General features: G+C 53.8%; 11 protein-coding genes. 7 read left to right on the forward strand and 4 right to left on the reverse strand.

Annotated elements, in window-relative coordinates; genetic code table 11:
- Nucleotides 1–173 precede the first annotated feature (173 nt).
- The 6 genes from IPG22_00955 (at nucleotide 174) to IPG22_00980 (ending at nucleotide 6,758) form a co-directional block, all read left to right on the forward strand.
- Nucleotides 174–1,349: a TRAM domain-containing protein gene (locus IPG22_00955; GenBank protein MBK6586880.1), complete on the forward strand. Its 1,176-nt coding sequence runs from the start codon at nucleotides 174–176 to the stop codon at nucleotides 1,347–1,349.
- Nucleotides 1,350–1,447: 98 nt separating this feature from the next.
- On the forward strand, nucleotides 1,448–2,128 hold the full coding sequence (gene ispD / locus IPG22_00960; protein ID MBK6586881.1) for a 2-C-methyl-D-erythritol 4-phosphate cytidylyltransferase: 681 nt from the start codon (nucleotides 1,448–1,450) through the stop codon (nucleotides 2,126–2,128).
- A gap of 88 nt (nucleotides 2,129–2,216) precedes the next feature.
- Entirely contained in the window at nucleotides 2,217–2,699 is a 483-nt protein-coding gene (locus IPG22_00965; GenBank protein MBK6586882.1) for a 2-C-methyl-D-erythritol 2,4-cyclodiphosphate synthase, read from the forward strand.
- A gap of 126 nt (nucleotides 2,700–2,825) precedes the next feature.
- Nucleotides 2,826–4,136: a thymidine phosphorylase gene (locus IPG22_00970; GenBank protein ID MBK6586883.1), complete on the forward strand. Its 1,311-nt coding sequence runs from the start codon at nucleotides 2,826–2,828 to the stop codon at nucleotides 4,134–4,136.
- 67 nt (nucleotides 4,137–4,203) lie between these two features.
- Nucleotides 4,204–5,259, forward strand: a complete 1,056-nt coding sequence (locus IPG22_00975; protein MBK6586884.1) for a BMP family ABC transporter substrate-binding protein — start codon at nucleotides 4,204–4,206, stop codon at nucleotides 5,257–5,259.
- Between the two features lie 2 nt (nucleotides 5,260–5,261).
- Nucleotides 5,262–6,758, forward strand: coding sequence for an ABC transporter ATP-binding protein (locus tag IPG22_00980; GenBank protein ID MBK6586885.1), 1,497 nt, complete (start codon nucleotides 5,262–5,264; stop codon nucleotides 6,756–6,758).
- 65 nt (nucleotides 6,759–6,823) lie between these two features.
- Here the strand turns inward: IPG22_00980 and IPG22_00985 are convergent, their stop codons facing one another.
- Nucleotides 6,824–9,202, reverse strand: a complete 2,379-nt coding sequence (locus tag IPG22_00985; protein MBK6586886.1) for a PD40 domain-containing protein — start codon at nucleotides 9,200–9,202, stop codon at nucleotides 6,824–6,826.
- A 218-nt stretch (nucleotides 9,203–9,420) separates the two neighbouring features.
- Between IPG22_00985 and IPG22_00990 the strand changes: the two genes are divergently transcribed.
- A complete protein-coding gene (locus tag IPG22_00990) occupies nucleotides 9,421–11,739 on the forward strand; it encodes a tail fiber domain-containing protein (GenBank protein ID MBK6586887.1) in 2,319 nt (772 codons plus the stop codon).
- 26 nt (nucleotides 11,740–11,765) lie between these two features.
- On the opposite strand, the gene IPG22_00995 is transcribed toward IPG22_00990, so the two are convergent.
- From IPG22_00995 to IPG22_01005, 3 genes are all read right to left on the reverse strand, one after another.
- Nucleotides 11,766–12,962 (reverse strand): pyridoxal phosphate-dependent aminotransferase, encoded by a 1,197-nt coding sequence (locus IPG22_00995; GenBank protein ID MBK6586888.1) that lies wholly within the window; start codon nucleotides 12,960–12,962, stop codon nucleotides 11,766–11,768.
- Nucleotides 12,963–13,093: 131 nt separating this feature from the next.
- On the reverse strand, nucleotides 13,094–13,591 hold the full coding sequence (gene coaD / locus IPG22_01000; protein ID MBK6586889.1) for a pantetheine-phosphate adenylyltransferase: 498 nt from the start codon (nucleotides 13,589–13,591) through the stop codon (nucleotides 13,094–13,096).
- Between the two features lie 113 nt (nucleotides 13,592–13,704).
- Nucleotides 13,705–14,490: a tetratricopeptide repeat protein gene (locus tag IPG22_01005; GenBank protein ID MBK6586890.1), complete on the reverse strand. Its 786-nt coding sequence runs from the start codon at nucleotides 14,488–14,490 to the stop codon at nucleotides 13,705–13,707.
- Nucleotides 14,491–14,562: the final 72 nt, after the last annotated feature.

Consider the following 14,562-nt stretch of genomic DNA (forward strand, 5'->3'; position numbering starts at 1 on the left):
CTCACATTGCCCAAGATCGACACAAGCGCGCATATCAAAGAATGAAATCTGAGGAGCAATGACCATATATATTCCTTATGGTAACAAGCACAAGATCTCAGGTCGATCTTTTGTCACAACAGCCTAAAGCGGTTTAACGCCAGACTATTTTTCGTGTTAAGATTTCTGCTGAGATGAAGTTTGATGTACTCATATTACGGATCGCCTTTGTGGGAATGTTAATTCTCCTCGGGTACCTGCTCAATCCATTTGAGCGGACGCAGCGATTCGGACTTGGGCTCATCGGGACCGAGGCGACGCGTAACTGGCTCTCAGCGGGTCTAGGCGGAGTTCTGGGATTGCTCGTGATCGTCTTTGAGATGCGCGTGCGTAAAGCTTCGCTAAAGACGCTTATCGGTGCAGCGGTCGGGTCGATCCTTGGCATCGTGGGTGCATTTCTCATTGGCGTCCTTATCTCGATACAGAAAGAAGCGGCCGTTTCGGCCGAGATGCAGACGTTTTTGACCATTTCGCTGATGGGCTTTATGGGCTACGTCGGGCTTATGGTCGGTGCGGCGAAGGGCGATTATCTCGACCTTTCGGCTCTCGGCGGCATCTTTAGCGACAAGAATATCAAACGCGATTACAAGATCCTTGACACGTCGGTCATCATCGACGGACGTATCGCAGATGTTGCTGAAACGGGTTTTCTCGGCGGATCGCTCATCATTCCTCACTTCATTTTGGCTGAATTGCAGCAGGTCGCTGATTCTGCAGATTCGTCAAAACGCCAGCGCGGACGCCGCGGGCTCGACATGCTGCAGCGGCTGCGGAACAACAGCAAGCTCGACATTCAGATCGTCGAGACCGATTTTCCGGCAGTAAAAGAGGTCGATCTCAAGCTTATCGAACTCGGCACGCAGCTCGATGCGGTGATCGTCACTAACGATTTTAATCTCAATAAAGTTTCCCAGCTTCGCGGCGTCGCGGTTCTTAACATAAATGAACTCGCTAACGCCCTCAAACCGGTCGTTCTGCCCGGCGAAGCGATGCGAGTTTTCATCCTCAAAGAAGGCAAGGAATACAATCAGGGCGTTGCGTATCTCGATGACGGAACAATGGTTGTTGTCGATAATGCCCGCCGCTTGATCGGCAAAACTGCCGATATCGCTGTGACCAGCGTTCTCCAAACGACTGCCGGCAAGATGATCTTCGGACGCCTCTGGGAAGAGAAAGACGAAGGGAACGGCAACGGAAATGGTAGCCATACCGACCCAAGTCTGAACATTCACGATTCGCGCTCATTGGGCTTTAAGAAAGCTACCCGTGAGTTGCGGCAGACCACGATCATCGAAGAGATAGAAAACTGATCACGTAAGTTGCGGAAGCCCGCACGAAGTAAGGGCTCTCGTCACGAGCAATTGGAGAGAGCCCTTACTTCGTGCGGGCTTCTGCATTTTACTAACTGATGAACACCGCCATCATCGTTGCTGCCGGGAGCGGGTCACGCTTTGGTGGCGAGCAGCCAAAACAATTCGTCGAGATCCTCGGCAAACCGCTAATCATACACACTCTAGAAAAATTTCAAGCTTGTTCGGCGGTGGATGAGATCGTACTGGTTTTGTCAGCGGATGCGATCGAGGAATTTCAAATTTCAAATTTCCGATCTGAAATTGGAAAATTAAAAAAGGTCATTGCGGGCGGTTCGTCGCGGGCCGAATCGGTGAAAAACGGCCTCGAAGCTGTCACGGCTGAAACAAAGATCGTTGCCGTTCATGATGGAGCGAGGCCTCTGGTTTCGGTGGATGAGATCACTGCGACGATCGTGAAAGCGAATGAGGTCGGTGCGGCGTGTCTAGTCGGAGTCGTAACCGACACGATAAAAACGATCCGTGGCGACGAGATCTCGGGTACGCTTGACCGTGATAAACTTAGACGTGCACTTACCCCGCAGACTTTTAAGGTCGAAGTTTTGCGCAGTGCATTCGCTCTAGGCGGTGTGAGCGAAGCGGCCACGGATGAATGCTACCTCGTCGAAAAACTCGGGCATCCGATCGCTTTTGTTGAAGGGAGCTCGCGGAATATTAAGATAACGCGGCAGGAAGATCTGATCTTTGCGAAGGCCTACCTGCCTGAACCGCTTGCGTAAAGCGGGCGGAATGAGTTGATGACTCTTGAAGTTTATTCCGCGTCCTAAGAAGGACGCTCGCAGGCGAGGGCGGCTGCGTTCCTGGCTTATGTATCGAATCGGATTTGGGACAGATGTTCATCGGCTTATCGAAGGGCGGCCGCTGGTTATTGGCGGCGTGGTGATCGATTCTGACCTTGGGGCTGACGGGCATTCTGATGCGGACGTTCTGCTGCATGCGGCGACGGATGCCGTGCTCGGTGCGTTGGCTTTGGGAGATATCGGAACGCATTTTCCGAATACCGACGAGCGGTGGCGAAATGCCGAGAGCTCGGAATTTTTAATGTACGCGGTTGGTCTTGCGCGGGAACGCGGCTATGAGGTAGTCAATATCGACACGACCATCGACCTTGAACGCCCAAAACTCCGGCCGCATATCGAGGCAATTCGTGCGGGCCTCGCAAACGCTCTGCGGGTCGAGATCGGCCAGGTCAGCGTTAAGGCTAAGACTGGCGAAGCAGTGGATTCCGTTGGCGAAGGCTGGGCGATCAGGGCTCAAGCCGTTGTCTTGATACAGCGTATTGAACACTAAGATCGCTTAGACATAGAGAAACACGGGTTTCTCTACGTTTCGGGCGATCTTAGCGTTTAAATAACCCGCCGACTGTGCGAATATTGTAATACCGATTTAATTCGAATTCCCAACGGCTGACTTTTTATGCGTCCTCAAGAAATAATCGCGATAAAACGCGATGGCAAAGCACTTTCGGATCCGGAGATCACGGCGTTCATTGATGGCGTTTGTGACGGCTCGTGGGCCGATTACCAGATAACCGCCTTAATAATGGCGATGTTCATTCGCGGCCTGAACCGGCGGGAGCAGTATTCGATAACGGGAGCGATGCTGAATTCGGGGACGATAATGGATTTTTCCGATATCGACGCCCCCAAGGGCGACAAACATTCGACCGGCGGCGTTGGCGACAAAACCTCGCTGCTCATAGCACCGCTCGCCGCTGCCTGCGGTGTTGCGGTCCCTATGATCTCGGGCCGTGGTCTCGGCCACACGGGCGGGACGCTCGACAAACTTGAGTCAATACCCGGTTTTGATGTAAATCTCTCGTTCGCGAATTTCAAAAAGGTACTGAAAAAGTGCGGCCTTGCTCTCGGCGGACAAACCAAGTCTATCGCCCCCGCCGACAAAAAGATCTACGCCCTGCGTGACGCGACCTCGACGGTGCCGTACATTCCGCTCATTGTGGCTTCGATAATGTCAAAGAAACTTGCAGAAGGGCTCGATGTTTTGGTGCTGGATGTAAAAACGGGCTCGGGAGCTTTTATTCAGAAATATGCCGAGACGCTGAAGCTCGCGAATTCGCTCTGCGAAACGGGCAAGTCCTTTGGCGTCAACACGCGGGCGATCATCACGGAGATGAATCAACCGCTCGGCAAATATGTCGGCAATGCTCTCGAGGTTTACGAATGCCTCAAGATCCTCCGCGACGAAGCCGAAGAACAGATGAAGCCGACGCTTGAGCTTTCAGTTGAGCTGACGGCGACGATGCTCGTTCAATGCAAGATCGCCGGCACGATGGAAAATGCACGCGATAAGATCAATCGAGCCCTAAAATCCGGCGAAGCTCTTTCGAGATTTCGCAAGAACATTGAGATGCAGAGCGGTGACCCGAAGGTTTGCGATAAGCCGGAAATGCTGTTGACAAAGGGGTTAACGGAGATCGTCGTAAAATCGGACAACAGCGGTTATGTCGCGGATATCGATTCGCTGATCGTGGGCAATGTCGTCTGCGAGATCGGCGGCGGACGGCTTAACGCGGAAGATACGGTCGATCACGCTGTTGGCTATTCATGCCTTAAAAAGATCGGCGACCGTGTGCAGAACGGCGAGGAACTCGGCATTGTATATTGCCGTAAAAATCACCCCCCGCAAATTAGCGAAAAACTTCGAAGCGCGTATAAAATATCGAAGGAAATCACCAGGACAACTAAACTGATCAGAGCGACGGTCTAATGTTCAGAGTTCAAACTCGTTGACGCGATCGCTTGCGAAAGGCCGTGATAAGCAGAACTCAGAACGTATGAAACAACGCAATCTTCTTTTCATTGTATTGATCGTCGCCTCGAGCTTCCTCGTTTCTTCCTGCTCAAACATGGTCCAAGCCCGCCGCGAGGGCTGTAAGGTGAAGGTCGGCATTGTTTTCGACATTGGCGGCAAAAATGACCGCTCGTTCAACGCTGCGGCGTGGGAAGGTGTTAAGCGGGCCGAAAAGGACCTCGACATTTGTCTCTACGACGTAGAACCCGGAAATCCGACCTCTATCGAGCCGGCAATGCGGGCCTTTGCCGAGAAGAATTTTGATCTCGTCATCGGCGTCGGCTTTGCTCAGGGGCCGATCATGCAGAAGGTCGCACTCGACTATCCAAACAATAAGTTCGCCATCGTAGACGGCGTTATCTTTGAAGAAGACGGGAAAACACCTCTTAAAAACGTCGCTTCGCTCGTCTTTCGCGAGCACGAAGGTTCGTATTTGGTCGGCATGATCGCGGCTTCGAAATCGAAGACCGGCGTGCTCGGCTTCCTCGGCGGCATGGACATTCCGCTCATTCACCGCTTCGAAACCGGCTATGCCGAAGGAGCTCGCTCCGTCAATCCGAACATCAAGGTCATCGACAACTACGTCGGCGTCACGGACGGCGCGTGGAACAACCCCGGTAAAGGCAAGGAACTCTCGCTCGCTCAGATCGAGAAAGGCGCGGACGTGATCTTCACGGCGGCCGGAAACTCGGGGCTCGGAGCATTCGATGCCGTCGAGCAATACGGTAAAACGAACGGCGAAGCGAACAAATTTGTCATCGGCGTGGACTCGAACCAGAACGGCGTGAAGCCCGGATTCGTTCTGACTTCGATGGTCAAGCGCGTCGATAATGCCGTATATGATGTCGTCAAAGAGATCCTCGCCGGAAAATTCAGCGGCGGTTTCCATACCTTCGGCCTCGACAAAGACGGCGTTGCCTATGCGATCGACGACAACAATAGATCATTGATCCCGGCGGATGTCATCAAGAAAGTTGAGGAAGCCAAAACGAAGATCGGTACCGGCGAGATAAAAGTGACAGATGCGATGGCAAAGTAAAAATGCTCGAATTACGAAATATCACGAAAACATTCGGAAGCGTGACGGCTAACAACGACGTTTCCATCAAGGTCGAAAAAGGCACCATCCACGCAATTGTTGGCGAGAATGGTGCCGGTAAATCGACCATTATGCGCATCGCCTATGGCTTTTATAAGGCTGACAGCGGTGAGATCTTGGTCGACGGAAAGGTGGTTTCGATCAAGAATCCGCACGATGCGATCGCGTTGGGGATCGGGATGGTGCATCAGCATTTTATGCTGGTTGACACAATGACGGCGGCTGAGAATATCGTGCTTGGTGCTGAAACTGGGTCGGCGGGCAATCTGGACCTCGACAAGGCAAACCGTGACATTCTTGCTCTTTCAAACGAACTTCGTCTAGGGGTCGATCCCAGAGCGTACATCGAGAACATGTCTGTTGGTCAGCAGCAGCGGGTCGAACTGCTCAAGGCTTTGTACCGCAACGCTGAATTGCTGATCTTAGATGAGCCAACAGCGGTGCTTTCGCCGCAGGAGGTCGAGGAATTTTTCAGCATTCTCCGTCGGATGCGTGAGCAGGGCAAAACGATCATTATCATCACGCACAAACTCGACGAGGTGCTCGCGATCTCCGACGAAGTGACCGTGATGCGTGACGGCAAATCGGTCGGGAACGTTAAAACCTCGGAAACCACCGCCAAGGATCTCGCTCGAATGATCGTCGGCCGCGACGTTCTGCTTCGGGTTGATAAAACCGACGCCGAGCCGAAAAACGTAGTTCTCGAGGTCAAGAACCTCGTCGTCAGCGGCAAGACGGTGAACAGCGTCAACGGCGTTTCGTTCGCGGTCAGAGCCGGTGAGATCGTCGGAATTGCGGGTATCGAGGGCAACGGGCAGACCGAACTGATCGAGGCTTTGTCGGGCCTGATAAAATCGAGCGGCGGCAGCGTCGAATTTGACGGTAAAGACATCACGAATCGCACCGCCCGCGAACTAAAAGAACTCGGCATCGGCCACATTCCCGAGGATCGCCACAAACGCGGACTGCTGCTGCACTGTGATCTCGGCGAAAATTCGATCCTCGGTGTTCACTACCGCCAACCGATCGCCGCTGCCGCCGGATTTATGAATACCGGCGTTATTTCAAAACGCGTAAATGAGATCATCCAGCGTTTCGATGTCCGCCCGCCAAACGCCGACCTACCGGCAAAAGCTCTTTCCGGCGGTAATCAGCAAAAGCTCATAATTGGCCGCGAATTTGAACTGAATCCCAAACTCCTGCTCGTTTCACAACCAACCCGCGGCGTAGATATAGGTGCCATCGAGTTCATTCACCGAAAATTGATCGAACTCCGCGATGCAGGCTCGGCAGTTCTGCTCGTCTCCGCCGAACTCGAAGAAGTAACGGCCCTCGCCGACCGCCTCCTCGTCATCCGCGAAGGCAAGATCGCCGGCGAGGTCGATCCAAAAGTGACATCGGTCGAAGAGATCGGATTGATGATGACGGGCGGAGACTGAGGAGCCTAACCACGAAATCGCGCGAAAAACCACGAACCATGGAATATAGTTTCGTGGTTTTTTTCTTACTTTGCAGATCGGTTGATCAAGAGGACGTCGCTCGTCTCGACGGCGCGGATGACGGCGAGTTGGCTGCCCTCCTGATTCCAGTTAAATGAAATAATGTCGTCGGACGGGAAGTCGGTCAGCGGTTTGGCGGCTCCGCCGTCGAGCGGTTGTAACCAGATGTTCTGCACGCCGCCCGGGCTGTTGAGGAACGCGATCGCCTTTCCGTCGCGGGTCCATTTTACGAGCCGTTCGACGACTGTTGAGGGAAAGTCGAAACGCTTTACGCGTTTTCCATCTTCGAGGTCGATGATACCGATGCCCCAGCGAGACCTTTCGAGGCTTGAGTCAAGATAATGATATGCCACGAACTTTCCGTCCGGCGAGATCGACGGGCGGGAAGCTGTGGTCTTTGTTAGTTCGATGGACTCGCCGCCTTCGATCGGCATTTTTCGCAGTGTTGGATAATTTCCGCCCGACTGATAGACGATCCAGCGGCCGTCCGGCGTACATTGCGGATAGAGTTCTGCATCACCGTTTGTTATTCGCTCCAGACCCGATCCGTCGATATTCACACGCCAAAGGTTATACTTTCCGTCTTGCTCAGCGGCGAAGATAAATTGCTTTCCGTCAACCGTAACGGCAAGTCCGAGCCTCGCATTCGCACCGACGGTTAACTGACGTACACCTGATCCGTCCGCGTTCATCGTCCAGATATCCGAACTGCCGCCGGCGTTCGAGGTATAAGCGAGCCGGCCGTCCGGCAGCCAGATGAGTTCGTTGAGCCAACCCGCCTCGGACATTATCTGTTTCGAGCCCGCCACGCCTTCACCTAACGTCCAAATGTTTGAGACGGTGTGATTTTGAATTACCGCTAATGTTTTAGCGTCCGTTGTCAGGCTGAGATCCTGGTAGTCGTTCACGTCGCGGGTAATGCGCGATGCCGTGCCGCCCGGCGACGATATATGCCAGAGCTGGTTTGGGCCGTTGGACGTTTCCGAGGCTGAAACAACGAGCCCATCAGCCAGCCACCGAGGCTGTCCAACCTGCTGCCAACGTTCATCAGTCAGCTTGCGTTCGACCCTCGTTTCGACGTCGACGGCCATCACTGTCTCATAACGTCCCTTTTCGTCGCTCTGATTTACCGGAAAAGCAATACTCCTTCCACCGGGTGACCACGCCGGAGCGTACCAGAACATATTCAGGTAATCGGGATCCTTGCGTGACACCAGCACCAATTCGTTTGGGTTCAGGTAATCGGGAGGCTGGCGGACCATGAGTAATCCCGGGTTTGAGTTGTCGGCATTCGTGACGATCAGCCGGCTTTCTTCCTGGTTAGATACCATGAACGCGAGTTTCGTTCCATCGGGCGAAAACGACGGTGCCCCGACATCATTCGCGACTTTCACGATCGGGCCGCCCAGCACCGGCACGCGAAACAGCTCCGTCTCGCCTTTGTCCCTTTCCAGAGCTAAGTAGTAGACAAAATTGCTATCAGGTGAGAACGTGACCGATACGAGGTAGCTCTGCGATGCGGGAGCGAGCTGTGTGTCGTTCGCGACGGCGACCTGGCGTACCCACAGGCTTTCACCGTCCGGCCCTGAGACAATGTGAGCAACATACTTGCCGTCCGGTGAGATCGAGCCTCCCCGCTTCGATCTGCCGGTCGTTGTGAGCCGCATCATGTCGGATCCGAGAAAAGGAACGCTTGCCGCACCGATGCTTTCTCCTCTCGTCGAAACTTTGTAAATGCCAAAGCCACCCACAGCTAATCCAGTAACCAAAACCACAAGAACCAAGGGTGAAAGCCATTTCGAGCGAGTCGGCACCAATGGCAGTGAGGTTTCGGCTGCCGGCTCCCGCCGCCAATCTGAGACCGAATAGATATTTCCCGAACGCTCGACGTTCAACGAATGCCCGGTTTCACGGGCGGGATCGGCATGACTAAGGGCTTGAAGGTTACCGCGTCGTTCAATGCGTTGAGGATTTCCGACCTGCGATCGTCCGGTCGGCGGAAGGGCTGCGTTTACGTTAACTTCACTTTCCGAGTCGAGACCATCTCCGTTGCTCAGAACGCGAACGGCACCGTTAAAGCGGTAGCCACGCCGTTTCAAAGTTTCGATGTAAGGCTTTCCGTCGCTCGTGCTGCCGAGAGTTTTACGAAGCACGTGAAGATACTGCGCGAGGTTCGACTCTTCCACCACCGTGTCGGCCCAGATCCGCTGCATCAGTTCCTCTTTACCGATGACCTCACCGCGACCTTCGACGAGCGCGATCAGCGTCTCAACCGCCTTCGGCGTGATGAGCACCTGGTCGCCGTTCCGGTAAAGAAGCCTTGTGGCGGCATCGAGTCGAAAATCTTCGAACTCATAAACCTTGTTTTGACTTAAGTTAGTCACATTAAAGTTAAATTCACGATTTTTTAACGTTAAATCCAAAGACATAACCGCATCTCCCGCTTAAATTCTCTATTGAGCGGACAAGACTGAACCGGCTGCACGATCGTATCTCTGGAAAGATATCGATAGCATAGCGCAGACTGTTGTTCTAGGACAGCAAAATTATGCGCGGCCGAGTTTGTCCGCTCCCTAAAAGACGATCGCGAGGTGTCACGAATATGAGATTTATCCTAATTGCTGTTGTACTTGCCGCTTTTGCGGCATGCGTTTGGGGCCAAACTTCCGAGATCACTTATCAAGGCCAGCTGCAAAATTCCGCAGTCGCGGCCAGCGGAAGTTTTGACTTCGAGTTCGCGTTGTTCGACGGCGGCGGAGCTCAGATCGGCCCGACTTTGACGCGGAGCGGCGTTGCGGTCGCCGGCGGGATCTTTTCGGTAAATCTCGATTTTGGGGCAGGTTTTCCCGGAGCGACGCGTTTTTTGGAGATCCGCGTAAGGCAAGCGGGCGGCGGGGCTTTTACTACTCTTTCGCCGAGACAGCCGGTGACGAGTGCTCCGTATTCTATCAAAAGTCTAACAGCAAATACTGCCGATAATGCAACGAATGCCGCGAACGCGACAAATGCGGTCAATGCATCCACCGCAAACACGGCTGGAACGGCGACGAACTTTACAGGGAACCTCGCTGGCGACGTGACCGGAACACAAATATCCACGACCGTCGCACGACTGCAATCCCGCAGCGTAGCCGCGACCGCCCCGCTAGATGGGCAAGTGCTGAAATTCAGCTCGGCCAACAATCGCTGGCAGCCCGACACGGATAATGCTGGCTCAGGCGGCGGCGGTGGAACGATCACGGGCGTGACGGCCGGCACAGGCCTGACGGGCGGCGGAGCGACCGGGAATGTGACGCTTGGCATCGGACCGGGCGGCGTCGGGACAGGACAACTAGCCGACGGCAGCGTCGTCGACTCAAAGATCGTTACCGTCAGCGGCGGTAAAGTCGTTGGCACCGTTGCGAATGCAACCAACGCGATAAATGCCACCAACGCAAACACCGCGAATACGGCGACCGATGCAACAAACGCGGCCAACGCGACAAATGCGCAAAACCTCGGCGGCATTCCCGCAAATCAGTATTTGCAAGCCAATGGAAACGGCTCGGGTCTGACAAATCTCAACGCCAGCAACATCACAACCGGCACGCTCGCGAACGCCCGTCTCGGCCAGATACCAACCGCAAACATCGCCGACTCCGCCGTCACCTCCGCCAAGATCGCCGGCGGCCAGGTCACAAAGAGTGTAAATGGCCTCACGGACAACGTCACGCTTGCTGCCGGATCGAATATCTCAATTACGCCGTCAGGCAACACGCTGACGATAGCATCGACGGGCAGTGGTGGAGTGAGCGGAAGTGGGATTGCGGGCCAGATCGCTCTTTGGAACGGAACTTCCTCACTCGCTACCTCGCAAATCTCGCAATCGGGCGGCAACATCGGCATTGGATTAACGTCCGGGTTGCCGGCCGACCGACTTACCGTGCAGACCGCATCGGATAATTACGGCGTCGTCCACACAAACGGATCGGTCTCCGTGGGTTCTTTTGTCGGCGGCACCACGGGAGGGGGATGGTATGGAACAAAATCCAATCACTCTCTAAGTTTCTTCACCAACAATAGTCCCGCCAGTTTGACCATTGCGACTAACGGGAAGGTCGGCATCGGGACGACCAATCCGAGTGCGAAGCTGCATGTGGTCGGTTCCGATGGCGGAATATTGGGAACCGCAACGGGTATATCTTCTGGCGTGAGCGGCGTCAGCGCTGGTGGGAATGGTGTCTTCGCCACCGGAGCAATCGGTGTCTTCGCTGATGGCACAGTCTCCGGCGTGGAGGCACAAAGTACTTCCGGGGTTGGAGTTGTGGCAGCCGCAAGCTCTTCGGGCGGTATCGCTCTGAGGACCATTGGGTCGAGTTGGTTCAGCGGAGATACGACACCATTAACCCTCAATAATGCTCAACCTGGGACAGGCATCGTGATTGGGACGTCCGGCACTTTAGGCTACATTTCCGCATATGACTATTCTGTCAATCAGACTCGTACACTCCTTCTTAACAATAGCGGCGGCAGAGTCGGCATTAACACCAACTCTCCCGACCAGTCGTTGACCGTCAACGGCAACGCGAGCAAACCGGGCGGCGGCTCGTGGCTCGCCTTTTCCGACGAACGTCTGAAAAATATTAAGGGCCGCTTCAACAACGGGCTCAAAGCGGTGATGAAGCTGCAGCCCCTTCGGTACGAATACAAAAAGGACAACGCCGTCGGGCTAAAGTCCGATGGCGAACACGTCGGCTTCAGTGCCCAGGCGGTGGAGAAGATAATCCCCGAGGCAGTTACCAAAACCGAGCAGGGCTACCGGCTCGTCAACAACGATCCGATAATCTGGGCGATGCTCAACGCCATTAAGGAACAGCAGGCAACTATCGAGAAGCTCACAAAGCAGATGCGTAAATTGCAGCGTTCTCGAAAACGAAGATAGGCAAATGGAGATTTTTTTGCTCAACACTAGGCTGTGGCCTTTGCTCCAAAGATCGCTTTCATCTTGTCGACTGCCCGGCCGAGGTTTTCCATCGAGGTCGCGTAGGACAATCGCAGAAAGCCATCTGCTCCGAAGCCGTCGCCGTCGGTTACAACGATGTGGGCTTCTTTTAGCAGGGCGTCGGCGACTTCCGCTGAGCTTTTGAATCTGTCGCCAAACGTTCCGTGGACATCGGCGAATGCGTAGAACGCACCCTCGGGCATCGCGCATTTGAAGCCGTTGATTTCATTGAGAGCCGGTACGAACCAGTCGCGGCGTTTTTCGTATTCGGCGGTCATTGCTTTGACCGCGGGCATCGAACGTTCGTCACGCAGGGCTTTGGCACAGGCGTATTGGACGAACGATGTCGGGTGCGTGGCAGAGTGGCTTTGGAGCTTGACCATCGCTTTGGTCCATTCGACGTTGGCGATCGTGTAGCCGACGCGCCAGCCGGTCATGGCGTAGGTTTTTGAGAAACTGCCTGCGATGCAGACTAAATCACGGAGTTCGTCGGGCAGGGTCGCGAGCGAATACGGCTCGGCCGGTGGATAGGCGAAGAATAGATAGCATTCATCCGTCATCACGTAAACGCCACGAGCGGCACATACCTCAACGATGCGGACCATTTCATCCGGCGGAACGACGCGGCCAGATGGATTGCTCGGGCTGTTGATTATCAGCAGCTTTGTCTTGTCGGTGATCGCTGCGGCAACCTGATCGGCCGTGAGGATGAAATCTGTTTCTTCCGTCTCGATGAAAACGCTGTTCGCACCGCAGAATGTAATGATCTCGGGGAACGTGACCCAATACGGTTTTGGGATCAGCACGTCGTCGCCCGGATTCAGAAGCGTACACGCCGCATTGAACAATGCCTGCTTGCCGCCGCACGAAGCCGCAACCTCGGCCATTTTTACGTCCGCTCCGAACTGCTTGGCGTAAAACTCGATAACCGCGTTGCGAAAATCAGCCGTTCCGGCGGTGGCGGTGTATTTTGTCAGCCCTTTCTCGAGGCCTTCCCACGCATAATCTTTAATAAATTGCGGAGTGTCAAAATCCGGTTCACCGACCGAAAGGTCGATGACGTCGATGCCCTGGGCTCGCATCTCGGCCGCCGCTTGAGCGGCGATCAGCGTCGAGGAGCCTTTCATTTTTGCTACGTGATCAGAAACGGGGAACTGTGCCATATCGGAATTGATTTTAACGCAAAGTCGCAAAGACGCAGAGAAGCAAAGATAAATAAATTGGGGTATAGAGTTACGAGGTAAGTTGAAAACTACAAATTTGTAGACCTAAAGCAGAACTTTGCCTTTTTGCCTTAAGACTCTTTACCAGTCTTCTCACGCATGCGGTTTTCGACGAGTTCCGGAATTAGGCCTTCGACGCGGCCGCCGAGTTGGAAGACTTGTTTCATCAGGGTCGAGGAGACATAGCTGTATTCCTCGCCGGCCATCAGAAATACCGTTTCGATCGACGGTTCGAGGCGGCGGTTCATCAGGGCCATGCGGAGTTCGTATTCGTAATCGCTTACGGCCCGAATGCCGCGGACGATCGCGGTCGCATTACTATTGCGGGCGAAATCGGCGGTCAGGCCCGAAAAGCTGTCGACTATAAGTTTGCACGCTCCTGTATCGACCTCAACCAGCACTTCTCGGATCATCGTACAGCGCTCTTCGACCGTGAACATTGGATGCTTGTCGGCGTTATTAAGCACAGCGACGATCATTTCGTCGAACAGCGGCGATGAGCGTTTAATAATGTCGAGATGTCCGTTTGTCATCGGGTCGAACGAACCCGGAAAGATTGCACGTCGCATTGAGGGAATTGTAGCTTAAGGATGAGGATAAGTAACCACTAAATAACACGAAAGAGCACGAAAAGGAATTTTTCCCATTTAGTATTTCGTTCGTGTTATTTCGTGGTTACTTCTTAGAACTTAGTCGCGAGCAGCTTTTTCGCCTTTTCGACGGCTTCCCGGCATTCGATAAGGAAATCGGGGTTGTGTTTCATGCTGAGAACCTTTTCGAGTTGCTTCCGAGCCTCACCATCCTTCTTAACAGCCAAATATGCCTCGGCGAGGTGGAGGTGGATATTCATGTTGTCCTTTTCAGTTTCAAGAGCTTTTTCGAGAAGTTCGACTGCCTTTTCCGCCTTGCCGCCGAGCATGCGGGTCTCGAGTTCGATCTGGCCGAGAACGTCGTAGGCGCTCGAGTTTTGATAGCCGGGCTGCAATTCCACGACCTTTTCCATCGCTGCGCGAACATCGGGCAGCGATTTTACGCCGACCGTCAGCATATTCTTTCGAGAAAGCTCGCCGAGGGTTGCTCCGTACCAGAAATAGCCGTCAGCTTTCTGCGGCTCGAGCGTGGAGGCGATCTTTGCGGCGTCGCGGCCCTCTTCAAAGGCGGTGTTCGATTCTTTTTCGTCGGTTGACTGTTTGCCGAGGAAATAATTGAGCTTGGCGAATCTCCACTCGACCTCGAAGTTCCGCTGCTTGTAGTCGCGTGCTTTTCTTAGCGTATTTACTGCATCGCGAAGCTTTGCGACATCTTCACGCTGCTTAAAAAGGTCTTCGGATCGCGTTAGAGAAGAAGCAATAATCTCAGGAGTGACGGTTGGGCCCGTGGGTTCTACAGCATCGGTCGTCGTGCATCCAAATTGTAGGCACAATGTAATTACAATCACGAGAAGAAACGCAAATTTCAACGTTTTCATAAGGCAAGATCCACCCGAACGTGATAAGATTTTAAGACAATCCGCAATTTTGATTTAAAGAAGTTTGAATAA

The organism is Acidobacteriota bacterium (assembly GCA_016703965.1).
Lineage (GTDB): Bacteria > Acidobacteriota > Blastocatellia > Pyrinomonadales > Pyrinomonadaceae > OLB17.

Bases quoted from the DNA above. Each gene is read 5' to 3' on its own strand.
- IPG22_00995 (MBK6586888.1), bottom strand. From the start codon at position 12,962: ATGGCACAGTTCCCCGTTTCTGATCACGTAGCAAAAATGAAAGGCTCC.
- IPG22_00970 (MBK6586883.1), top strand. From the start codon at position 2,826: ATGCGTCCTCAAGAAATAATCGCGATAAAACGCGATGGCAAAGCACTT.
- IPG22_01005 (MBK6586890.1), bottom strand. From the start codon at position 14,490: ATGAAAACGTTGAAATTTGCGTTTCTTCTCGTGATTGTAATTACATTG.
- IPG22_00955 (MBK6586880.1), top strand. From the start codon at position 174: ATGAAGTTTGATGTACTCATATTACGGATCGCCTTTGTGGGAATGTTA.
- IPG22_00965 (MBK6586882.1), top strand. From the start codon at position 2,217: ATGTATCGAATCGGATTTGGGACAGATGTTCATCGGCTTATCGAAGGG.
- IPG22_00975 (MBK6586884.1), top strand. From the start codon at position 4,204: ATGAAACAACGCAATCTTCTTTTCATTGTATTGATCGTCGCCTCGAGC.
- coaD (MBK6586889.1), bottom strand. From the start codon at position 13,591: ATGCGACGTGCAATCTTTCCGGGTTCGTTCGACCCGATGACAAACGGA.
- ispD (MBK6586881.1), top strand. From the start codon at position 1,448: ATGAACACCGCCATCATCGTTGCTGCCGGGAGCGGGTCACGCTTTGGT.
- IPG22_00990 (MBK6586887.1), top strand. From the start codon at position 9,421: ATGAGATTTATCCTAATTGCTGTTGTACTTGCCGCTTTTGCGGCATGC.
- IPG22_00980 (MBK6586885.1), top strand. From the start codon at position 5,262: ATGCTCGAATTACGAAATATCACGAAAACATTCGGAAGCGTGACGGCT.